Origin of the sequence: Cobetia sp. MC34 (assembly GCF_018340035.1) — a bacterium.
GTDB classification, from domain to species: Bacteria; Pseudomonadota; Gammaproteobacteria; order Pseudomonadales; family Halomonadaceae; genus Cobetia; species Cobetia amphilecti.
In genome coordinates this window covers 130,248-151,821 of record NZ_JADPPY010000006.1, presented here as the reverse complement: position 1 = coordinate 151,821, position 21,574 = coordinate 130,248, and the positions used below count along the sequence as shown (strand labels likewise).

At 64.2% G+C, this 21,574-nt stretch carries 18 protein-coding genes; 7 read left to right on the top strand and 11 right to left on the bottom strand.

Annotated features, from left to right (window positions below):
* Positions 1-68: 68 nt before the first annotated feature.
* Genes IZU87_RS05470 through IZU87_RS05460 form a run of 3 tightly spaced genes read left to right on the top strand, consistent with a single transcriptional unit; the run spans position 69 to position 3,000 of the window.
* Entirely contained in the window at positions 69-1,043 is a 975-nt protein-coding gene (locus IZU87_RS05470) for a Bug family tripartite tricarboxylate transporter substrate binding protein (RefSeq protein WP_240548726.1), read from the top strand.
* Positions 1,043-1,480, top strand: a complete 438-nt coding sequence (locus IZU87_RS05465; protein WP_043335453.1) for a tripartite tricarboxylate transporter TctB family protein — start codon at positions 1,043-1,045, stop codon at positions 1,478-1,480. The genes IZU87_RS05470 and IZU87_RS05465 overlap by 1 nt, the downstream gene beginning before the upstream one ends.
* The gene (locus IZU87_RS05460; RefSeq protein ID WP_213113920.1) at positions 1,480-3,000 is read left to right on the top strand and encodes a tripartite tricarboxylate transporter permease; all 1,521 of its coding nucleotides are present in this window, start codon (positions 1,480-1,482) and stop codon (positions 2,998-3,000) included. The genes IZU87_RS05465 and IZU87_RS05460 overlap by 1 nt, the downstream gene beginning before the upstream one ends.
* 155 nt (positions 3,001-3,155) lie before the next feature.
* Here IZU87_RS05460 and IZU87_RS05455 read toward each other — a convergent pair whose 3' ends face one another.
* A complete protein-coding gene (locus IZU87_RS05455; protein ID WP_213113919.1) occupies positions 3,156-3,821 on the bottom strand; it encodes a helix-turn-helix domain-containing protein in 666 nt (221 codons plus the stop codon).
* A gap of 200 nt (positions 3,822-4,021) precedes the next feature.
* Between IZU87_RS05455 and IZU87_RS05450 the strand changes: the two genes are divergently transcribed.
* From IZU87_RS05450 to putP, 4 genes are all read left to right on the top strand, one after another.
* Positions 4,022-4,387, top strand: coding sequence for a hypothetical protein (locus tag IZU87_RS05450; protein WP_043335450.1), 366 nt, complete (start codon positions 4,022-4,024; stop codon positions 4,385-4,387).
* Entirely contained in the window at positions 4,387-5,145 is a 759-nt protein-coding gene (locus IZU87_RS05445; RefSeq protein WP_054556785.1) for an AraC family transcriptional regulator, read from the top strand. The genes IZU87_RS05450 and IZU87_RS05445 overlap by 1 nt, the downstream gene beginning before the upstream one ends.
* Positions 5,146-5,657: 512 nt before the next feature.
* Positions 5,658-8,837, top strand: a complete 3,180-nt coding sequence (gene putA, locus IZU87_RS05440) for a bifunctional proline dehydrogenase/L-glutamate gamma-semialdehyde dehydrogenase PutA (protein ID WP_192838250.1) — start codon at positions 5,658-5,660, stop codon at positions 8,835-8,837.
* A gap of 463 nt (positions 8,838-9,300) precedes the next feature.
* Positions 9,301-10,782 carry a sodium/proline symporter PutP gene (gene putP / locus IZU87_RS05435; RefSeq protein ID WP_213113918.1) on the top strand — a complete coding sequence of 494 codons (1,482 nt, stop codon included), beginning with the start codon at positions 9,301-9,303 and terminating at the stop codon, positions 10,780-10,782.
* 183 nt (positions 10,783-10,965) lie between these two features.
* On the opposite strand, the gene IZU87_RS05430 is transcribed toward putP, so the two are convergent.
* From IZU87_RS05430 to IZU87_RS05385, 10 genes are all read right to left on the bottom strand, one after another.
* Positions 10,966-12,831 (bottom strand): glucosyltransferase domain-containing protein, encoded by a 1,866-nt coding sequence (locus IZU87_RS05430; protein ID WP_213113917.1) that lies wholly within the window; start codon positions 12,829-12,831, stop codon positions 10,966-10,968.
* Between the two features lie 144 nt (positions 12,832-12,975).
* The gene (locus IZU87_RS05425) at positions 12,976-13,815 is read right to left on the bottom strand and encodes a mechanosensitive ion channel family protein (RefSeq protein ID WP_248379138.1); all 840 of its coding nucleotides are present in this window, start codon (positions 13,813-13,815) and stop codon (positions 12,976-12,978) included.
* A gap of 305 nt (positions 13,816-14,120) precedes the next feature.
* A complete protein-coding gene (locus IZU87_RS05420) occupies positions 14,121-14,816 on the bottom strand; it encodes a hypothetical protein (protein WP_213113916.1) in 696 nt (231 codons plus the stop codon).
* Complete coding sequence (locus IZU87_RS05415) at positions 14,791-15,990, bottom strand: putative hexosyltransferase (protein ID WP_213113915.1); 1,200 nt, start codon at positions 15,988-15,990, stop codon at positions 14,791-14,793. The genes IZU87_RS05420 and IZU87_RS05415 overlap by 26 nt, the downstream gene beginning before the upstream one ends.
* Complete coding sequence (locus tag IZU87_RS05410; RefSeq protein ID WP_213113914.1) at positions 15,987-16,421, bottom strand: GtrA family protein; 435 nt, start codon at positions 16,419-16,421, stop codon at positions 15,987-15,989. Before IZU87_RS05410 ends, IZU87_RS05415 begins: the two co-directional genes overlap by 4 nt.
* Positions 16,411-17,553, bottom strand: a complete 1,143-nt coding sequence (locus IZU87_RS05405; protein ID WP_249330445.1) for a glycosyltransferase family 2 protein — start codon at positions 17,551-17,553, stop codon at positions 16,411-16,413. Before IZU87_RS05405 ends, IZU87_RS05410 begins: the two co-directional genes overlap by 11 nt.
* Before the next feature lie 528 nt (positions 17,554-18,081).
* The gene (locus tag IZU87_RS05400; protein WP_082388798.1) at positions 18,082-18,387 is read right to left on the bottom strand and encodes a cyd operon YbgE family protein; all 306 of its coding nucleotides are present in this window, start codon (positions 18,385-18,387) and stop codon (positions 18,082-18,084) included.
* Positions 18,388-18,446: 59 nt separating this feature from the next.
* Positions 18,447-18,548 (bottom strand): cytochrome bd-I oxidase subunit CydX, encoded by a 102-nt coding sequence (gene cydX / locus IZU87_RS05395; RefSeq protein ID WP_024951692.1) that lies wholly within the window; start codon positions 18,546-18,548, stop codon positions 18,447-18,449.
* 85 nt (positions 18,549-18,633) lie between these two features.
* Positions 18,634-19,767, bottom strand: a complete 1,134-nt coding sequence (cydB, locus tag IZU87_RS05390) for a cytochrome d ubiquinol oxidase subunit II (RefSeq protein WP_209443815.1) — start codon at positions 19,765-19,767, stop codon at positions 18,634-18,636.
* A gap of 6 nt (positions 19,768-19,773) precedes the next feature.
* Complete coding sequence (locus IZU87_RS05385; RefSeq protein ID WP_054556794.1) at positions 19,774-21,390, bottom strand: cytochrome ubiquinol oxidase subunit I; 1,617 nt, start codon at positions 21,388-21,390, stop codon at positions 19,774-19,776.
* Between the last annotated feature and the right edge of the window lie 184 nt (positions 21,391-21,574).

Here is a 21,574-nt window from a genome sequence, read left to right as displayed (position 1 = left end):
AGCGCCTGACCCACGACATGTGCCGCTACCACAATCCAATAACACCAGAGGTCGCCATGATACGTCATATGACACTCAAACTCCTGACAGCCGCGGTGGTCACCGCCATGTCCGCCCAGGCCTTCGCCTTCGAACCGAAAGGCAAGGTTGACTGCATCGCGCCGGCTGATCCGGGCGGCGGCTGGGACTTCACCTGCCGCAGCGTCGGCAAGATCCTGTCTGAGCTCGATTTCGTGCCGGGCAACGTGCAGACCATCAACATGGCCGGTGCCGGTGGCGGCGTCGCCTTCGCGCATACCGTCTCCAAGCGTGCCGGTGACGAGCAGCTGCTGGTGGCCGCCTCCACCGCGACCACCACCCGTCTGGCCCAGGGCCAGTTCCCGGGCATGAATCAGGACCAGGTCGAGTGGATCGGCGCACTGGGCGCGGACTACGGCGCCATCGCCGTCTCCAAGGATTCGCCGTACAACACCCTGAGCGAGGTGATGGACGCGCTGAAGAAAGACCCGAAATCCGTCAAGTTCGCCGGCGGCAGTGCCGCAGGTGGCTGGGATCACCTCAAGGTGCTGATCGCTGCCCAGGCAGCCGATGTCGAGAACCTGCCCAAAGTCTCCTACCTGTCCTACAACAACGGCGGCGAAGCCATCACCCAGGTCGTCGGCGGCCACGTGCAGGCCTTCACCGGTGATATCTCCGAGATTCAGGGCTTCATGGAATCCGGCGACCTGAAAGTGCTGGCCGTGCTCTCCGAAGAGCGCCTGCCGGGCAAGCTGGCTGAGGTGCCGACCGCTCGTGAACAGGGCATCGATGCCGTCGCCCCCAACTGGCGTGGCTTCTACATCCCGGCGGGTGTCAGCGACGATGCCGAGCAGTACTGGACCACCACGCTGGACAGCGTCTATGAAAGCGAAGAATGGAAAGACGTGATGACCAAGAGCGGCCTGATGCCGTTCCACAAATCGGGTGCCGAGTTTGATGCCTTCGTGAAGGCACAGATCCAGGACATCCAGACCCTTTCCAAGGACATTGGGCTGATTCGCTGATGAATGACCGCATCTTTGGTCTGCTGATGCTCACCCTGGCCGTCGCGTACGGCTGGGGTGCCCAGCAGTTCCCCGAACCCTTCGGCGGGGCCGAGTCCATCGGGCCCGAAACCTTCCCCACGGTGCTCTCGATCGTGCTGGCGCTGAGCAGCCTGTATCTGATCGTGCGTCCCGACCCGGACCAGCAATGGCCGTGGAGCCGCACCGGCGCCGAGATGGTGCTGGCCATCGTCATCCTGTGCCTGTACACCGCACTGCTTGAGCCGCTGGGCTTCATCGTCACGACCACCGCTGCGGTCGGCACCCTGTGCTGGCGCATGGGCTCCAAGCCGGTTCGCGCTTACGTGACTGGCCTGCTCGGCGGCATCGTCGTCTTCGCCCTGTTCAACTTCGTGCTTGAGCTACCACTGCCGCTGGGCATCCTGGAGGTGGCGTAATGGAAAGTCTTGGCTTCTTGATGCAGGGCTTCGGCATCGCCCTGCAGCCAGAGAATCTGATGTTCGCCGTGCTGGGGGCCTTCCTGGGCACCCTGATCGGCGCACTGCCGGGCCTGGGCCCGGCCAATGGTGTGGCCATCCTGATTCCGCTGGCCTTCACCCTGGGCCTGAGCCCGGAAACCTCGCTGATCCTGCTGACCTCGGTCTACGCCGGTGCCATGTACGGCGGGCGCATCTCCTCGATTCTGCTCAACATTCCGGGCGATGAGCCGGCGATGATGACCTGTCTCGATGGCTATCCGATGGCCCAGAAAGGCAAGGCCGCCGAAGCGATGGCCATCTCGGCGATCGCTTCCTTCATCGGCAGCCTGATCGCCACCATCGGTCTGATCGTGATGGCGCCGTGGCTGGCCAGCTTCGCGCTGACCTTCGGCCCGGCGGAATATTTCGCGCTGTTCGTGCTGGCCTTCGCCACCCTGGGCGGCATCACCGGCAAGAATCCGGTCAAGACACTGATGGCCGCCGCCATCGGCCTGATGATCGCCACCGTCGGCATCGATGGTTCCACCGGCACCCAGCGCTACACCTTCGATGTGCTGGAGCTGTTCGAGGGCATCGACTTCATCATCGCCATCGTCGGTCTGTTCGCCATCTCGGAGCTGCTGTTCTTCATCGAACAGCACGCCGGTGAAGGCAAGCCGATGATCGCCATGAACAAGATGACCCTGAAGCTGAAGGACATCGTCGCCATCCTGCCGACCTCCTTCCGCGGCGGCGTGCTGGGCTTCATTTCCGGCGTGTTGCCGGGTGCCGGTGCGTCGCTGGGCAGCTTCATCAGCTACACGCTGGAGAAGAAGATCCTCGGCAAGAAAAGCAACTTCGGCGAAGGTGATCCGCGCGGCGTGGCCGCCCCGGAAGCCGGCAACAACGGTGCCGCCTCTGGCGCCCTGGTGCCGATGCTGACGCTGGGCGTGCCGGGCTCCGGCACCACCGCGGTGCTGCTGGCGATGCTGATCTCGCTCAACATCACCCCGGGGCCGCTGATGTTTACCCAGCACGGCGACATCGTGTGGGGCGTGATCGCGGCGCTGCTGATCGGGAACGTCATCCTGCTGCTGATGAACATCCCGATGGTCGGCATCTTCGTCAAGCTGCTGTCCGTGCCGCCCAAGTACCTGCTGCCGGTTGTGACCATGGTCGCCTTCGTGGGCATCTACTCCATCAGCCACTCGACCTTCGATCTGTACTTCATGGTCGCCTTCGGGGTCGCTGGCTACTTCCTGCGCAAGCTGGATATCCCGCTGGTGCCGGTCATTCTCGGCATGCTGCTGGGGCCGGAGATGGAGAAGAACCTGCGTCACGCCATGCAGCTGTCTGACGGCGACTGGACCATCCTGATCGGTAGCCCCTTGGCTGTGACCCTGTGGTGCATCGCCATCGCCGGTCTACTGCTGCCGGTGATCGTCGGCCCCATCCTGCGTCGCCGCATGAGCGCCGCCAAGGCCGCCACCGACGCCTGATCCTGGCCAGGGTCCGCGCCTCTCATGAGGTGACACGCCCTGAACGACAACGCCCTGAATGACAGCGCTCTGAAATGACGACGCCCCCGCCGGTCTTACCGGCGGGGGCGTCGTCATTTCAGCACTTCAAGACTCCCGTCACTGGTGAGCGCGCATCAGTCGCCCTGCTGCCACTGGGCGAGCAGGCGGTGGGCCTGGGCAGGCGTCAGGCGCGCCGTCGGGCCACTGAGCACGATGACTTCCGCCGGTGCCAGCCCCTCGTCGTGATGCTGGGCGACGCTGATCGCCAGCGCCGCCACCGACAGGCCGGCCGCCTCACCGGTCTCGATCTCGCCACTGTCGACACACTGCTGCAGCAAGACGGACAGCGCCTCATCGACCAGCTCGCCCTCCTCCAGTTGATGACGCAACGGCCACTGGCTGACATGCGCGTACTGGCACATCGCCTGACGCGGGCGTGTCACGCCCGCCACCGGGCGCGCCTCGGCCAGCGGGCCATGCTCGACCAGCATCAGGCTGGCCGTCTCGCCACTGGCGGCATTCAGCGCCGCCAGCCAGCCGCGCAGCTGAGCCTCTCGGGCCGGCAGCGCCGGCGCCAGCTGGGCAAAACGCCCCAGCGCCGCGCCGATGGAGTAGATGCCATGGCTGTCACGCGCCACATAGCCGAAGTGCTCAAGCGAGCCCATCAGCCGCAGAATCGTGCTCTTGTAGAAACCACTGGCCTGCGCCAGCTCGTTGAGCGTCAGGCGAGGGGTCGCGGGGGTAAAGGCTTCCAGCAGCGTCAAGGCACGCTCGACCGCTTCCACACGTTGATTGGCCATGCGGCGGGGCTCCCACGGCAGGTGAAGAACGAGGCTGACAGGCAACGTGTGCCATGCCGTCTCAATGGACTTGAATCATGCCATAACGTTCTGACAGACAGAACATGACGCGCCTGTCGCACTGACGATACTGGCCGTGCAGCGTGATAGAATGGTGAGCTACGACACTATTTCCGGTTACGTCCGCACAAGGTTCGCTAATGTCCATCTTCATCATCACCTTCGTGGTCTGCCTGATCGTCACCGTCGGCACCGTGGCCATGCTGATGATGTCGCGTACGCCGCGCTTTCGCACCGACTACAGCGACATCGCCCGCGTGCTGGACCAGGCGATCAGCGGCGAGATCAACGAGAACGAGTGGCACAGCGTGATCGGCTACCCGATTCGCCATGATGAGTATCTGGAGAGTCTGCGGCGCCGCTGCCAAGGCATCTTCGACAACCATGCCCGGCCGTGGCAGCTGGCCCAGGGCGGTGCGCTGTTCTCGCGCGCCGGTCGTGAAGAGCTCAACGTGCTGCTGGGCCATCTGCGTGCCCGCACCGGTGTCGCGGAGACTCGCGCCTGATGGCCGCCAGCGAGATGCGCCTGATCCCGCTCTCCAATCTGCGTGAGCACCACGATCACAGCTACCACCAGCTGGTGATCGGCCTCGATGGCCTGGCCGAGTTCGAGATCGAGGGCCAGGGTGGCGAGATTCGCCCGCTGACCGGCTGCATCGTGCCGGCCGATCATGTCCACTACTACGCGGGCATCGGCGAGAATCGCCAGCTGATTCTCGACCTGCCCGATGATGCCCCCTACCTGACCGGCCATCATCGCGAGCTCAAGCGCCTGTTCGAGCGCCCACGCTTCTTCACGCTGGACACCCGCCTGCGCGGCTATCTCGAATTCATGCTCGCGGAAGTCAACGACTACCAGCAGGCGCCGGGCGACCTGCTCGCCGCCACCTTCCTCGCCTGCCTGAACACGCGCATCGAAGAGCCGATGAGCGCGCTGAGCACCAGCGGTCGTCAACTGGATCTGGTCGCGCTCAACCGCTTCATCGACGCCAATCTCGGCCAGCGCCTCAGCGTGGCGGATCTTGCCCGCCAGTCGCATCTCTCCGAGCAGCATTTCAGCGAGCGCTTCCGCGTCCTGACCGGCCTCTCGCCCTATCAGTATCTGCTGCGCCGTCGGCTGGAAGAGGCGCGCCAGCTGCTGGGCACCAGCGAGCTTTCCCTGTCCCAGATCGCGGATCGCTGCGGCTTTGCCAACCAGAGCGCCCTGTCCCACGCCTTCCGCAAGCATCTCGGCTTCCCGCCTTCGGCACTGCGCAAGTCCTGATCGAGTCGGCAGGAGCCGGTGAGGCGTGCGTGTCAGGTCCGCCCGTGTGTCTGACACGCCGCTCTTCAATTCGCCCCTCAAGCCTCTACCACCTTGGTATAACAAGATCGCGTCATTTCGCGGCACAGCCTTCGACAAAGGTCGGAGAAGCGCGTCACTTTTCTGACATGCCCGTGAATTTGACATGCGCAGCCGAGAAATTGGAAAGACCCGCCCCCCTGCGCCACCCTACATTCTCAGTCATACATCCAGACGTGCCGCTGTCGCGCTTTCTGATGCGTTCTGCATCACTCCCGGCGCTGTGACTCGGCAATCCCATTCGGCGCTTCGACGCCCAGCAGCAAGGGGTTCGCACCATGACCACCTCCACTCCCTCCGATCAGTCCAGTGCAGTGAATGCCGCGATCGCCTCGGCCACGTCCACAGCCACGTCCCCGCAGTCCTCGACAAACGACAAGCAAGGGGTGCTCAAGGGCAATGTGCTCAAGGACAACATCCTGCGCAGTGACCAGATGCTGGCCGCCAGCACCTGGCAGCAGTCTCCGGAGGCGCTGTTCGCGCGCGTCAGCGACCACTACCTGGTCGATGAAAGCGCCTACGTCAGCGAGCTGGTCGGGCTGCTGAACGCCGAAGACAAGGATGCCAAGCGCATCGGCGACAAGACGGCCGAGCTGGTTCGCGAGATCCGCACCATGGACACCGCCGTCGATTCCATCGACGAGCTGCTGCAGCAGTACAGCCTCGACACCCAGGAAGGCGTGCTGCTGATGTGCCTGGCCGAGGCGCTGCTGCGCATTCCGGACAAGGAAACCGCCGATGCGCTGATCGAGGACAAGCTCGGCGTGGCCGACTGGAAGTCCCACCTGGGCCAGAGCGAGTCCTGGTTCGTCAACGCCTCCACCTGGGGCCTTCTGATGACCGGCAACGTCATCAAGATGGATCTGCCCAAGGGTGACGGCAAGCCGGCCACCTTCATCAACCGCATGGTCAATCGTCTCGGCGAGCCGGTCATCCGCCGCGCCATGTACCAGGCGATGAAGGTGATGGGCAAGCAGTTCGTGCTGGGCCGCGACATCAAGGAAGCGCTCAAGCGCTCCCAGCCGCTGTTCGACAAGGGCTACACCTATTCCTACGACATGCTGGGTGAAGCGGCCTGTACCCGCGACGACGCCAAGGGCTACTTCGACGACTACGCGCGTGCCATCCGCACCGTCGGCGAAACCTCGCGCAAGCTGAAGGAAGGCACCCCGTCGCCGTCCGTCTCCATCAAGCTGTCCGCTCTGCATCCGCGCTATGAATTCGGCCGTCGTGAGCAGGTGCTGGAAGAGCTGGTGGCAAGCGTGCGTGAACTGGCCGGCATCGCCCGCGAGCTGAACGTCGCCATCACCATCGATGCCGAGGAAGTCGATCGCCTCGAGATCTCGCTGGAAGTGTTCCGCGCCGTCTACGAGAGCGACACCTGCCGCGGCTGGGGCAAGTTCGGCCTCGTCGTGCAGGCCTACTCGACACGTGCCCTGCCGACCCTGCAGTACCTGAACCGCATCGCCGACCTGCAAGGCGACGAGATCCCGCTGCGTCTGGTCAAGGGCGCCTACTGGGACAGCGAGATCAAGGAATCCCAGGAGCTGGGTGTCGAAGGCTATCCGGTGTTCACCCGCAAGGCCTCCACCGACGTCAGCTACCTGGTCTGCGTGCGCTTCCTGCTGTCCGAGAACACTCGCGGACGCATCTACCCGCAGTTCGCCACCCACAATGCCCACACCATCAGCACCATCCTGGATGTGGCCAACGCCGGCGAGACACGTCAGTTCGAATTCCAGCGTCTGCACGGCATGGGCGAAGCCCTGTATGAAGCCGCGCTCAAGCGTGCCCCCAAGGGGACCTGGTGCCGTATCTATGCGCCGGTCGGCGCGCACAAGGACCTGCTCCCGTACCTGGTACGTCGTCTGCTGGAGAACGGGGCCAACTCCTCGTTCGTTCACCAGCTGGTCGACCCGCGCGTGCCGGTCGAGAGCCTGTGCACCCACCCTGTGGTCACGCTCAATCAGTACAAGACCTACCACAACCCACGCATCGCGCTGCCGCCGAACATCTATGGCGCAGACCGCCTGAATTCACGGGGCATCAATCTGAACATCAATAGCCAGTACCAGCCGCTGATCGACGAGATGGCCACGCACATGGACACCACCTACGACGTGCGTCCGCAGCTGGCCTTCGATGTCGAGGTCAATGCCGAGCGTCGTCAGGCCGTCACCTGCCCGTTCGACCGTCGTGACACCCTGGGCCACGTGCAGTGGACCAGCGCCGAGGAAGCCTCCAAGGCCATCGACGCCGCCTGGGCTGCCTTCCCGCGCTGGGAGCAGACGCCGGTCGAGGAACGCGCCGCGATTCTCGAGCGCTTCGGTGACCTGATGGAAACCCACACCGCCGAGCTGATGACCCTGTGCTCCCGCGAGGGTGGCAAGCTGCTCACCGACGGCATCGCCGAGATCCGTGAAGCGGTCGACTTCTGCCGCTACTACGCCAACCGTGCGCGTGCCGACTTCGCCGAGCCGACCGAGCTGCAGGGCCCGACCGGCGAGCACAACCAGATCATGCTCGGCGGCAAGGGCGTCTTCGCCTGCATCAGCCCGTGGAACTTCCCGGTCGCGATCTTCTGCGGCCAGATGGTCGCCGCCGCCGTCACCGGCAACACCGTGGTCGCCAAGCCCGCCGAGCAGACCTCGCTGGTCGCTCACCGCGTGGTCGAGCTGCTGCGCGAAGCCGGCATGCCGCACGATGTCGTCCAGCTGCTGCCGGGCGATGGCCCGACCGTGGGTAGCGTGCTGTCCAGCGACCCGCGCATCACTGGCGTGTGCTTCACCGGCTCCACCCAGACCGCGCAGATCATCAACCGCTCGCTGGCCGCGCGTGAGAACGCTCCGCTGCCGACGCTGATCGCCGAGACCGGTGGCCTCAACGCCATGATCGTCGACTCCACCGCCCTGCCGGAGCAGGTCGTCAATGACGTGGTGCAGTCCGCCTTCCAGAGTGCCGGTCAGCGCTGTTCCGCCCTGCGTGTGCTCTACGTGCAGGAAGACGTCGCCGAGCGCGTCATCGGCCTGCTCAAGGGCGCGATGGACGAGCTGAAGATCGGCGACCCGCGTGATCTGGGCACCGACGTCGGCCCGGTCATCGACGAGGAAGCGCGTGCCGGTCTGCTCAAGCACATCGAGGAATATCGCAGCCAGGGCCGCGTGATCGCCGAAGCCGCCGTCGACAAGACCATCACCGAGCACGGCACCTTCGTCGCGCCGGTCGCCCTGCGCATCGATGGCATCGATAGCCTGGAAAGCGAGCAGTTCGGTCCGGTCCTGCACATCGCGACCTGGAAAGGCGGCGAAGTGGACAAGGTCATCGATACCATCAATGGCCTCGGCTACGGCCTGACCTTCGGTGTGCATTCGCGAAACGAAAGTTTTGCTAATGCCGTTGCACAGAAAATTCGTGTTGGTAATGTCTACGTCAACAGGAATATCATCGGTGCTGTGGTAGGTGTACAGCCGTTTGGTGGCCAGGGCTTCTCTGGTACTGGCCCGAAAGCCGGCGGCCCGCACTACCTGCACCGCTTCGCTACCGAGAAGACCCGTACCGTCAACACCACGGCTCTCGGCGGCAACGCGTCTCTTCTCGCCATGGGCGACGAATGACCGACGCTGCCAGCTCTCGCGGCAGCAGCAGAGGTCATGCCTGGCGGAAGACTGCATGCTGGACGTGCATGAGGTAGCCAGGTGACAGGGCATCAGGACGATGCCCAGTGGATGACGGCGAGCAAGCCGTCATCTGCCCCGGACACCGACAGGGACGCCCACGGACATGAATCGCCAGCGACTGGCCCCTCATGCTCGTGCCCTGCGGTGTCCGTTGCCGTTTCCCCTTTTGACTCGACGGCAATATGCGGGGACGGACGAACGTCAGAAGATTCGTTTATGCGCTAGTCTGAACGTACAAGATTGGCAGGAACTTGCGAGAGCCACCGCGACAAGGCCCTCGAAGGACGTTAGATGCATGACGCAGGACTCCCGGCGACGGTCTGACAGGAACCGTCACTGGCAGTGAATCATCACGACGCTCGCCGTCCGACAACAATAAATGCAAAGGATTTACTCCACGATGGTCGATAACAGCCCCACCATACTCATCACGTTCGCTATCTATCTGGCGGTGATGCTCGGCATTGGCCTGCTGGCCTACAAGCGCACCTCCAACATGTCGGATTACATCCTGGGTGGCCGCTCATTGGGCCCCTGGACATCCGCCATTTCCGCCGGCGCATCTGACATGTCCGGCTGGCTGCTGCTGGGCCTGCCCGGCGCTGCCTACCTCAGCGGCCTGTCCGCTGCCTGGATCGGCATCGGTCTGCTGGCCGGTACCTGGCTCAACTGGCTGATCGTCGCCAAGCGCCTGCGTATCTACAGCTTCGTCGCCAGCGACTCGCTGACCCTGCCGGATTACTTCGAGAAGCGCTTCCGCGACAACTCCAAGATGTTGCGCGTCATCTCGGCCGTCTTCATCCTGCTGTTCTTCCTCTTCTACACCAGCTCCGGTCTGGTGGCAGGTGGCAAGCTGTTCGAGACCGTCTTCGGCCTCGACTACACCATCGCCGTGACCGTCGGTACCATCGCCATCGTGTCCTACACCTTCTTCGGCGGCTTCCTCGCCGTGTCGTGGACTGACCTCATCCAGGGTCTGATGATGGCTGTTGCCCTGATCGTGGTGCCCATCGTGGCACTCACCGACATGGGTGGCGTGGCAGAAGCGACCTCGCGCATCACTGCCGAGAACCCGCTGCTGCTGGAATGGTTCCGTGACGCCTCCACCGGCGAAGCGCTGACCCTGGTCGGCATCGTCTCCTCACTGGCGTGGGGCCTGGGCTACTTTGGTCAGCCGCATATCCTGGCGCGTTTCGCGGCCATCCGCAGCGAGAAGGACATCGGCGCGGCCCGTACCATCGCCGTCGTCTGGTCTGCACTGGGTCTGTTCGCGGCCATCTGTATCGGCCTGCTGGGTCTCGTCTACGTGCCGAAGGACCTGGCCGACAGCGAGAAGATCTTCATGGTCATGGTGAACTTCATCTTCCACCCGGCGGTTGCCGGCGTGCTGCTGGCCGCCATCCTGGCTGCCGTGATGTCCACCGCTGACTCCCAGCTGCTGGTGTCGTCCTCTGCCCTCGCCGATGACTTCTACAAGGCGCTGTTCAAGAAGAATGCGACCCAGTCCGAGCTGGTGTGGGTCGGTCGCTTCGCGGTGGTCGGTATCGCCATCATCGCCTGGATCCTGGCGCTGGACCCGAACTCCAGCGTGCTGGGTCTGGTGTCCTACGCCTGGGCCGGCTTCGGTGCCGCCTTCGGTCCGGCTCTGATCATGTCGCTGTACTGGCGTCGCATGAACCGCTTCGGCGCGCTGGCCGGCATCATCGTCGGTGGCGTGACCGTGGTGGTCTGGAAGCAGCTTTCCGGTGGCATCTTCGATCTCTACGAGATCGTGCCGGGCGTCATCTTCGCCTACATCGCCATCTACGTGGTCAGCATCATGAGCGCAGCACCGGCTGATGAAATCACCACGGAATTCGACAAGGTCGAGAACCACGCCTGATCGAGGTGTGACAATACACTGTTGAAGCCTGTACCTATTGCCGTTCATATCGGCAATACGACAACGCCGCCCCTCGGGGCGGCGTTGTCGTTCATGGCAACTTGTCCTCACTGACTCTCGCTGTCATGGCCCCTCCCTCATATGAGCCCCGCATGGCCTGGGCACATGAGTGACTCGCATGGCCTAATCACATTGGCGAGGCTTGCGGAAATCGATTACCCAGACTCCCTCTTGCAACGACAGCGCTGGCAACGGCACGTGAGACTGCACTTGCGACAGAACTTGAGATTGAGCGGATGAAGGAGCTGAGGGCTGGCTGGTGGGCTGATCGGAGGCCTGACTGACAGCATCGCCCGGCGCACAGGGCGACCGCGCTTGCAGGCGTGCCTTGAGCGCCTCATCGCGCAGCAAGGTCACCGCGCTAGCGCCCGCCAGGCGCAGCCGCACCACGGCCCAGTAGTTGTCGGGCGTGAAGGCTGCGACCAGATTCTGGCCTACGGCCGCCACCTGCTGGCGAGCGACCCGCGCCAGTGGCGCCACTGGCGCCTCGCCCAGCACCAGTACCGGCAAGGCATCGCGCGGCTGGTAGCGCTCGGCGTCGCGGGGCGAGTCCAGCGGCAGGCCCTGCTCCCGCGCCTGAGCTACGAGGGTGCGCGCCAGCTGTGTCTCATGGACCTGTTGGGCGGCCAGCGCATTGCTCCAGGCGGCGAAGATCACCCCATGGCGCACCAGCAACAGACAGGCGACGATCAACAGACACGGCTTCAACGGGCACTGCATCACACGCCGCCAGACAGGTGTCTTGCGCTGCGTGTTGGCCGCTTCCGTCATGCTCGGCGTTGCGCTGGCGTCGGCACTCGCTCTCACGCTCTCTCTTGCTCTCACGCTCAGTGCCAGCATCAGGGCGCCACCCAGCAGCGGCCCCCAGGCGATCAGGGTGCGCGAATGAAATACCGGCTCGGCCAGCAACAGCATCGGCCCCCACAGGGCGGGAACCAGCAGCAGCGCCCACAGGACCCAGCTCATGCGCTGCAGCGATAGCTGGCGCGCCGAGCGAGACCTGCCCTCGGGGGCGCCAGCGGCCTCGGCGTGACGAAAAGGCGCGCCGCGAGGCAGGAGTCGCAACAGCGCTGCCCCGGCCAGCAGCGCCAGACTGAGCAACAGCGTGACCTGCCCCAGCCCCTCACGCAGCGCGCCCAGCGCCACGTTCAGGTTGTGCTCGATCCCTGCCAGCAAGGCCTGAGGGTCGGCGAAGGGCAGCATCTGGCCATGCTGCTGACTGTACTCCCCCGCCACCAGCAGCCGCGTGATGGGCAGATAGAGCAGCAAGGCGACGGCGGCCAGCGCCCCACGCTGCAACAGCATCCGCCAGCGCGACCACAGTGAGGTGCTGGTAGCGCCCGCGAACAGGGCCTCGAGCAGACTCAGCACCAGAAAGGCATTCAGGGCCGGTTGATAGCAGCAAAGCGCCAGCAGCAACAGCAGCAAGGCGCTCAGCGGCGGCTGCCAGGCCTGCCATGGGCCTCGCCCTTCGCTTATCCCTCCGGCTGGCTCTCCCTCCGCCCTGCTTTTCCCGCCAGCACGCAGCACCAGACTGGCCAGTATGGCGCTGGCCAGCGCCACGCTCATCGGCAGGCTGTCGAAGGCGTAACTGAAATTCTGCAGGGTGAAGGGCGTCAGCCAGATCAGCGCATTGCCCACTACACAGCCCGCCAGCGAGAGCCCCGGCAGCCATCGCCACCAGGCCAGCGCCATGCCCGCCGCCAGTCCCCAGGCCGCCAATTGCGGCAAGGGCGCGACATTGACCAGCACATCGCCGAAGCCCAGCAGACGCATGATGCCCTCGGCGGCCGGGCGCGCATTGAGCATCCAACCGAAATAGCCATCCAGCGCACGGCTCATGTCATCCAGATACAGCGCGCGCGTGGCAATCAGCGGCACAAGCCCGAGGCCGATCACCACCAGACTGGCAAGCAGAATGCGCGATGCCTGACGCCGTCTGGCATCAGCGGCATCACACGCTTGGGACAACAGCTGCGACCTTGTCATGCACTGGACTCCCGATCAGAACGATACCCAGGACGGATGACGTCGAGAGTACCTGACTCGGGGCGCGATGGAATGCCCCGACGAAAGCCCATGAAAAACGCCACCCGAGGGTGGCGTTGTCGACATGCCTACGTGATGCGGAAGTTACTCGGCCGGCGTGCTGGCCTGATGGAAGTGCACATCGCGCTGCGGATAGGGAATGCTGATGCCGCGCTCATCAAAGGTCAGCTTGATGCGTTCGGTCATGTCCCACTTCAGCGCCCAGTAATCGGAGGCCTGGCACCACATGCGAAAGTTGAAGTTGACCGAGCTGTCGGCCAGCTCTGACACGGCGATCAGGTGGGACGGCTCCTTCATGATGCGCTCGTCACCGGCGACCAGCTCCTCGAGCACCGCCTTGACCTGACGGATGTCGTCGTCATAGCTGACACCGACGACCAGGTCCAGACGACGCGTCGGCAGCGCCGAGTAGTTGGTGATGGTGTTGGACATGACGCTGGAGTTCGGCACGGTGACCTTGCGGTTGTCCGGCGTCACCAGGCGGGTCTGCAGCATGGTGATCTGATCGACGCTACCGGAGGTGCCGGCGGCTTCGACGTAATCGCCCTTCTTGAACGGACGCAGCGTGACCAGCAGGAAGCCGGAGGCCAGATTGGACAGCGAGCTCTGCAGCGCCAGACCGATCGCCAGACCCGCCGCACCCAGCGCGGCGATCATGGAGGTGGTATCGACGCCGAGCTGATCCAGAGCGGTCAGCAGCACCATGACCACCAGGATGGCGTAGGCGATCTGGCCGACGAAACCGGCCGCCGCCTCGTCCATGCTCTTGCGGTGCAGCAGCGAGGTCGCCCACTGGGTCAGACGCTTGGCGACCCACATGCCGAAGACCAGCACGGCCAGCGCCGACAGCAGGGTTCCGCCCCATTGCAGCCCTATCTCGAACAGCTGACTGGTATCCATGGGAATGGCATTCAAAAATTCCACGACAACTCCTTGAGCATCCCTTGCGTGGCAGTCAGCAGACCACCGGGTGCTTTATCATTATAGGGCACGAGGCGCGCGCCGAGGACGCACTGACACTCGGCCGAACGGATCATTGGGTATTCACGCGCGCACAATTTACCTGACTATCGACGTCACGTCAGTGCTCTTGCGCCCGGGGCCGCGTGCTCTGCTCTGCGCTCATCACGCCATTCATCACGGTATCCATCACGCCAGTCCTCAATTCAGGGCGCACTCCAATTCAGGGCGCACTTAAATTCAAGGCACCCTTCAATCCAGGGCATACGTCAGGGCTGCGCCCGAGCGGGCGTCAGTCCCAGCGGTGAGCGCAGCGTCAGCGCGTCCAGGCGCAGGCCCACGGGAAACTTGTTGGCATCCAGGCCCGCATCACGCGGCGCGATGGGCGGCGGCCCCTTGAGGGTCAGGCTGAAGCTGCCGTCGCTCGCGATCAGCGCGGCGGGCACCTCGACCTCGAAGCGCTCATAACGGCCGCCTACCGGCCAGCGCGTGACGGTCTGCTCCCCGATCATGACTTCCACCGGCAGCGCGGCGGCCGAATCCGGGAAACGTGACAGCTCAAGCGCCACGACCACGGCCTGCGAGCCTGCCGGCGAGACCTCGGGTGCGACCCGCAGGCGCAAGGTGACCTCCGCCAGCCGCGCACTGACCGGCACGTCTGGCTGGGGCGAGTAGAAACCGGCCCACAGCACGCCACAATTGCCCAGCGACTCGCCCTTGCGGACGGGGTAGCGCTCACCGGGCGTCAGTACCGGCACCTCGCCCATCGGCCGGTAGCAGGTGGTGGCATGCTCGATGAAGTAGCGCCGATAGTGATCATCGACCCTGGGCGTGCGCGCCAGCCACAGCAGGGTGAGTTCGAAGGCCAGCACCACCACGGTGGCCAGCAGCCACCAGATCCGCTGGCTGCGCCGTGGCCGTGGCGCGCCATACAGGGCATCAGACGAGCCAGAAGACGGTGTCATACCAGTTCTCCACCAGCCAGAGATTAGCGAGCGCGCCCAGCATGACCAGGCCCCAGGCCAGCGTGCGTGGCAGACGAGTGAGCAGGTCATGCAGGGCCAGCACGAACACCGGCATGCCGATCATGTAGCGCGGAATGGCGTCCAGCCCGGTCGCCAGCGGTACGAACAGCGTGAAGCCCGCCAGCCCCATCTCAAGCCAGCGCCGCTGCACGCCCAGCCAGCCGATCAGGCCGACACCGATCAGTGCCATACTCGCCTGCCACGCCGGGCGCAGCGTCTCCGGCGCGCTCTGCCAGTAGCTCAGCCCTTCAATGAGGTTGGTGAGGGGATTGCCCATCTCACGGCCCCAAGAAATCTGCACATGGCTGAAGGCCAGCGCATCGCCCGTCCGGTGGTAGAGCAGCGCCATGAACAGAAACAGCCCCAAGGGCCCCACCACGCCGATCAGCAGCCAATCGGGCCGCCGCCACAGCTCGGCGAAGGCGCGTAGGCGCAGGCGCGCCACAAGCTCGATTCCCATCGCGATGACCCAGAACACCCCGGTGGCGCGGGTCATCGACAACAGCAGTGTCCAGAGCATCACGCGGCCGGTGCGCTGACAGCGCCAGTCGATCAAAGACGCCAGACACAGCAGCCAGAACAGTGACTCGGAATAGAGCGCGCTGAAATAGAAGCTGTACGGCATGCTGGCTGCCAGCCACACGAACAGCAGCAACGGCGCGCCGGGCCGCGTGATGGCCAGATAGCGACAGCCCAGCCCCAGCGCCACGGCCAGCAAGGCATTGCTCAGGAGCACGCCCATCAGTTCGGGGTCCAGTTGACCGCCCAGCGTCACCAGCCACAGCAGCGCCGGATAGAGCGGGAAGAACGCCCAGTTGGCAGCGTCGCCGTCGCTCATGCCGCGCGCCTCGACATCGTAGCCGCGCGTCATGATGCCCTTGAACCAGCTGCCGTCGAACTGCGCCATGGCGTGCAGATAGCTGTGATCGCCCCACAGCGCGATGGCGAGCCAGACTGCGCGTGTCACCAGCAGCGCCAGCAGGATATGCCCCCAGGGAATGCGCACGGCCTGCGCCCGCGCGAGTGCCTCGGCAGGGGGCGGCGTCTCGGCTGCCAATGTCTTGAAGCGCTCCCCCAGCGTCGAGCGCGGTCCTGCGGTGACGCTGTCATTCATGCATGGTCTTCCTTGAAGGCCCACAGCCGTGAGGCCAGATAGGTCACGATCGGCACCGAGAGCGTGGCGATCGCGATGGCGACGAAGCCCGACAGATCAAGCCCCTGCATCAGCAGTGCCAACAGGCCATTGTTGAGCGCGAAGCCGCCCGCCGCGACCAGTCCGAAGCGCCAGGCACTGCCCTGGCGCTTGAAGGTCAGCCGCCGGTGGCCGACCAGCGAGACCTGAAAGGCGACGCAGAAGGCAATGATGTTGGCGACGAACTCATTGAGCTGCGGCCACAGGAACAGCAGCAAGGCGGCGACGCCCAGGTGCACGCCCGTCGCGGCCAGCCCGACCAGCCCGAAGCGGGTCGCGGTGCCCGCCTCCTCCCTGGCGCGCGCAGTGACTGGCCTGTCGGACTCGCTGACGCCCTCACGATCAGCGCTCAAGTGATTCACCTCGCGCCGCATCGCGTGACGCGCCGCGCACGACTCGCGCAGTGCTCAGGCCGCTGTCGAGGCCCCTGTCCGGTGACACGCTGCCCGGCGGGCTGTCGTGCAGGCTGTCATGGTCGATAAGGTAAAGCGGACGCTGCTTGGTTTCCATGAACAGACGACCGAGGTATTCGCCCAGCACGCCGATCGAGATCAACTGCATGCCGCCGAAGAACAGGATCGCGACCATCAGAGAGGCATAGCCCGGCGCATCGGCGCCGAACAACACCGTCTTGCTGATGATCACCAGGATATAGAGGAAGGACAGAGCGGCGACGACACTGCCGATATAGGTCCAGACCCGCAGCGGCCAGGTCGAGAAGCTCACCACGCCATCGAGGGCGAAGTTCCACAGCTTCCAGTAGTTGAACTTGGTGGTGCCGGCCGTGCGCGACGGGCGCTGGTAGGTGACGCCCACCGAGCGATAGCCGGGCCATGAGAACAGGCCCTTCATGAAGCGATTGCGCTCGGGCAGGCGCCGCAGCGCCTCGACGACACGGCGGTCCAGCAGGCGGAAGTCGCCCGCATCGCGTGGTATCTCGGTGAAGGTCAGGCGGTTGAAGACGCGGTAGAACCAGCCTGCCGTCTTGCGTTTGGTGGCGGTGTCCTCATGACGCGCGGCGCGTACGCCATAGACCATGTCGTAGCCGGCCTGCCATTGGCTGATGAACTCGAGGATCACCTCCGGCGGGTCCTGCAGATCGACATCCATCGGCACGACGGCATCGCCACGCGCCTGCTCGATGCCGGCGGACATGGCCGCTTCCTTGCCGAAGTTGCGTGTCAGGCTCAGGTAGCGCACGCGGGCATCGCCGGCCGCCGCGGCCTCCAGACACGCCAGGGTGCCATCGGTTGAGCCATCATCGACGAACAGCACTTCAAGATGCGGCACCTGTGAGCCCAGGGTCTTCTCGATGGCCTCCAGAAAGAGACCGATGGTCTCCTCCTCGTTCATCACCGGCACCACCAATGACAAGACCCAGTCACCGGAAAGGCGGCGCGACATGTCGCGGGGAATATGCCCCGACGAGGACGAGGACTGCCGGCCAGACGTCTGGCCGCAGGATGCATCAGCTGAGGACCGCATGGTATTTCCTCCATCGAGAGCCCCGTCATTCATGCACGCCAGGGCATCATCATCTGACAAGGTGAGAGTGAAGAGGACACAGGTGCTGCACCAGCGGCTTACCAGACACTCTCCCGCTCTCGATCGGCGCCTCTCCTCCCTCCGCTCCATTACCTCTTGGGGCCGAGGGCGACGAATACAACGCAGCGTCAATGCGGATGGCGGCCAGCGCGAAAGGGCCTGCCAGCTGCAAGAATCCGTGAAAAGCCCCGCACAGCGCCAGACATCGGCAAGGGCCTGCAAGAGCCAGCAAGGGTTTACGATGGCCTGCGGGGCCGGCGAAGGCTTGCGAGAGCGGTCTGCGCGGGGCAATGAGCGCGACGCCACCTCGCTGCGTTATAGAGCCTGCGGCCTCAACAAGTAAAGCCTGAATCACTCAAGGGCTCGCAAGCCATGCCCTTGAGCCATGCCTTTAGCCCTAAACAAACACGGCCGCTCCAGGGAGCGGCCGTGTTTGTTGATGTAATGAATAGAGCCTGCGCAATCGGGTTACTGGCTGGACGCGAGGGTCACCAGCGTGATGAGCAGAAGACACCAGCTCAGCGGCGCCCCCAGCAGCCAGGCGCGGGTCGCATGGCGCGGCACCAGACCGACGCCATGCGTGAAGCCGGCGCCCAGCCCCCACAGCGCGACCAGCAACATCAGATAGCGCGGTCCTGTCTGCATCGAGGCTATCGCATCCGGCCCCAGCAGCATCCAGATGGCCACCATGGCAGACAGCAGCAGCGAGGCCAGGTGGGCAGGTCGAGTTCGGCACCAGGCCGGTGGTCGTGAGGCGTACCAGGGTCGTGACATCGAGCTCTCCTTGATCGGAACAGTCAGCGGCGCAGAAGTAACGTTGGGGGCCGCCTCACTCAATCATCGTCAAAGGTGTGGGTCTGCTCAAGCCACAATGCATTGATGATGCCCGCGAAGCAGGCCAGCAACACACCGAGAATCCAGGCGAAATACCACATGGTGTCGTCTCCTGACGAGGGCAGTGCCCTCGTCTTTTGATAGCAAATGGGAGCAATTGGCTCAGCTAGCTCAACTCAACTCAACTCAATACAGACTGTGACCGTCCTGCTCGATATGCGCGACGGTGACGCGACGCCACATCTTCACGTAGCACCAGGTGGTGTAGAGGATGATGGTCGGCACCATCACCAGACCCGCCACGGTGACGATGGAGAGCGTCAGCTCGCTGGAAACGGAATCCCACAGCGTCAGGCTGGCCTCGCTCATGCGCGAGGACGGCACGATGAACGGGAACATGCTGATGCCCGCGGTGGCGACCACACCCCCTACCCCGACGGAGCTTGCCGTGAAGGCCGCGCCGCCCTTGCGCCGGGCCGACAGCACCATCGCGGCCAGCACACCGACCACCGCGCTGAGCGGTGCCAGCAGTGTCAACGGCTCACGCGCATAGACATCCAGCCAGCTGCCCGGCCCGACCTGCTTGTCGAGCAGCTTCAGGGCCGAGGCGGTATCGCCCATCTGATCGATGCTGTAGCCCATGCCGGACAGCCACACCCACAGGCCGCCCAGCGCGAACAGCCCCAGCGTCAAAAGGCCCAGCGGCTGCACCAGACGCGCGCTGCGTGCGGCGACGGCCTCATCGGCACGTGCCACCAGCCAGGTACCGCCATGCAGCATCACCATCACCACGGACAGCGCGGCGCACAGCAAGGCGAAGGGGTTGAACAGGCCCAGGTAGCTGCCGGCATAGCTGGCACGCATGAACTGATCGACTTCCAGCGGCACGCCCTGCAGCAGATTGCCGAAGATCAGCCCGAAGAAGGCGGTGGGAATCAGGCTGCCGGCGACGATGCCGCGGTCCCACCAGCCACGCCACTGGGTGTTCTCGAGCTTGGAGCGGTAGTCAAAGCCCAGCGGACGGAAGAACAGCGAGAACAGGATGGTCAGCATCGCGAAATAGAAGCTGGAGAACACGGCGCCGTAGACCACAGGCCACACCGCGAACACCGCGCCGATGGCGGTGACCAGCCATACCTGATTGCCATCCCAGTGCGGCGCCAGGGTATTGATCACCACGCGGCGCTCGCTGTCATTGCGGCTGACCAGCGGCATCAGCATCGCCGCGCCCATGTCCATGCCATCGGTGATGACGAAGCCGATCAGCAGCAGCCCTACCGCCACCCACCAGAACAGCTTGAGGATCTCGTAATCCCACATGATCCGTTACTCCTTGAATGACAGCGAAGGATTGAGTGACATGCCGTCATCTTCGGACATGGCGCCATGGTGGATGCCGCCGCGCTCGAAGTGATAGCGACCGGTGTGCAGGGAAGACGGCCCCTTGCGCGCGAAGTGGAACATCAGCCACATCTCGATGACGAAGAACAGGCTGTAGAAGGCCAGGAAGCCACCGATGGACCACCACAGATCGGACTCATCCAGACTCGAGGCCGCCATGAAGGTCGGCAGAATCTCCCCCACCGCCCACGGCTGACGCCCGAATTCGGCCACGAACCAGCCGGTTTCCACGGCGATGAACGGCAGCGGGATCGACAGCAGACAGATCCACAGGAAGGGCCGCACGTCGAAGCGCTGCTTGGCGGTCATCCACACCGCCGCGATGAAGATCACCAGCATCGCCATGCCGCAGGCGACCATGATGCGGAACGAGAAGAACATCGGCGCGACCGGCGGAATCGAGTCTGCGGCGGCCTTGTCGATCATCTCCGGCGTGGCATCTGACGGCGTCTCGACGTAGCGCTTAAGCAGCATGCCGTAACCGAGATCATCCTTGACCGCATCGAAGGCCTTGCGGGTCGCGATGTCGTCCTGGCCATCGCGCAGCTGCTGGAGCAGGTCATAGGCCTGCATGCCATTGAGGATGCGTCCGCGGTGCTCCTCGGTCAGCTCCTTGATGCCGGGGATCTCGGTATCCAGCGAGCGCGTACCGATCAGGCCCATCACATAGGGAATATGGATGCCGTAATCGGTGTGCTGGGTCTCCTCGTTGGGCAGACCGATCAGCGTGAAGGACGCCGGCGCCGGCTCGGTTTCCCACATCGCCTCGATGGCGGCCATCTTGGCCTTCTGGACATCCCCGACCTCGTAGCCGGACTCATCGCCCAGCACGATCACCGAAGCCACCGAGAACAGGCCGAAGGCGGCGGCGATGGCGAAGCTGCGCTTGGCAAAGCCCAGGTCACGACCCTTGAGCAGGTAGAAGGCGCTGATGCCGAGCACGAACATGGCGCCTGTCACATAGCCTGCCGACACGGTATGCACGAACTTGGCCTGGGCGACCGGGTTGAAGATGACATCCGCGAAGCTGGTCAGCTCCATGCGCATGGTCTCGAAATTGAAGGCCGCACCGACCGGATTCTGCATCCAGCCGTTGGCGATCAGGATCCACAGCGCCGAGAAGTTGGAGCCGAAGGCCACAAGCCAGGTCACCATCAGGTGCTGACGCTTGGTCAGGCGGTCCCAGCCGAAGAAGAACAGGCCAACGAAGGTGGACTCGAGGAAGAAGGCCACCAGGCCCTCGATGGCCAGCGGCGCACCGAAGATGTCGCCGACGTAATGCGAGTAGTAGGCCCAGTTGGTGCCGAACTGGAATTCCATCGTCAGGCCAGTGGCCACGCCGAGCGCGAAGTTGATGCCGAACAGCTTGCCCCAGAATTTGGTCATGTCCTGGTAGACCTGCTTGCCGGTCATGACATACAGGGATTCCATGATGGCCAGCAGGAAGGCCATGCCGATGGTCAATGGTACGAACAGGAAGTGGTAGAGCGCGGTCATGCCGAACTGGAACCGCGACAGCTCCACGACGGTATCGGAGATCATGTCTTAACCCCTTTGCGATAAGGCGGACGGTCAGGCTGCCGTCCCTGCATGCGCTTGCCACCGACGTCGGACGGACACATCAGGCCGACTCTCGCCGGCAAGCACACAGGCAATGGCACCGTGGCACCAAGACCTTGGTCGACATTGTCTACCCTCCCGCGCCAGTCTCCAGATGTCAGGTTGT

Excerpts from the sequence above, each read along its gene's own strand:
- IZU87_RS05460 (WP_213113920.1), top strand. The coding sequence starts at position 1,480 with ATGGAAAGTCTTGGCTTCTTGATGCAGGGCTTCGGCATCGCCCTGCAG.
- IZU87_RS05445 (WP_054556785.1), top strand. The coding sequence starts at position 4,387 with ATGGCCGCCAGCGAGATGCGCCTGATCCCGCTCTCCAATCTGCGTGAG.
- cydX (WP_024951692.1), bottom strand. The coding sequence starts at position 18,548 with ATGTGGTATTTCGCCTGGATTCTCGGTGTGTTGCTGGCCTGCTTCGCG.
- IZU87_RS05385 (WP_054556794.1), bottom strand. The coding sequence starts at position 21,390 with ATGATCTCCGATACCGTCGTGGAGCTGTCGCGGTTCCAGTTCGGCATG.
- IZU87_RS05465 (WP_043335453.1), top strand. The coding sequence starts at position 1,043 with ATGAATGACCGCATCTTTGGTCTGCTGATGCTCACCCTGGCCGTCGCG.
- IZU87_RS05430 (WP_213113917.1), bottom strand. The coding sequence starts at position 12,831 with ATGACAAGGTCGCAGCTGTTGTCCCAAGCGTGTGATGCCGCTGATGCC.
- cydB (WP_209443815.1), bottom strand. The coding sequence starts at position 19,767 with ATGTGGGATTACGAGATCCTCAAGCTGTTCTGGTGGGTGGCGGTAGGG.
- IZU87_RS05415 (WP_213113915.1), bottom strand. The coding sequence starts at position 15,990 with ATGAATGACAGCGTCACCGCAGGACCGCGCTCGACGCTGGGGGAGCGC.
- putA (WP_192838250.1), top strand. The coding sequence starts at position 5,658 with ATGCTGGCCGCCAGCACCTGGCAGCAGTCTCCGGAGGCGCTGTTCGCG.
- IZU87_RS05450 (WP_043335450.1), top strand. The coding sequence starts at position 4,022 with ATGTCCATCTTCATCATCACCTTCGTGGTCTGCCTGATCGTCACCGTC.
- IZU87_RS05400 (WP_082388798.1), bottom strand. The coding sequence starts at position 18,387 with ATGTCACGACCCTGGTACGCCTCACGACCACCGGCCTGGTGCCGAACT.
- IZU87_RS05420 (WP_213113916.1), bottom strand. The coding sequence starts at position 14,816 with ATGACACCGTCTTCTGGCTCGTCTGATGCCCTGTATGGCGCGCCACGG.
- IZU87_RS05455 (WP_213113919.1), bottom strand. The coding sequence starts at position 3,821 with ATGGCCAATCAACGTGTGGAAGCGGTCGAGCGTGCCTTGACGCTGCTG.
- putP (WP_213113918.1), top strand. The coding sequence starts at position 9,301 with ATGGTCGATAACAGCCCCACCATACTCATCACGTTCGCTATCTATCTG.
- IZU87_RS05470 (WP_240548726.1), top strand. The coding sequence starts at position 69 with ATGACACTCAAACTCCTGACAGCCGCGGTGGTCACCGCCATGTCCGCC.
- IZU87_RS05405 (WP_249330445.1), bottom strand. The coding sequence starts at position 17,553 with ATGCGGTCCTCAGCTGATGCATCCTGCGGCCAGACGTCTGGCCGGCAG.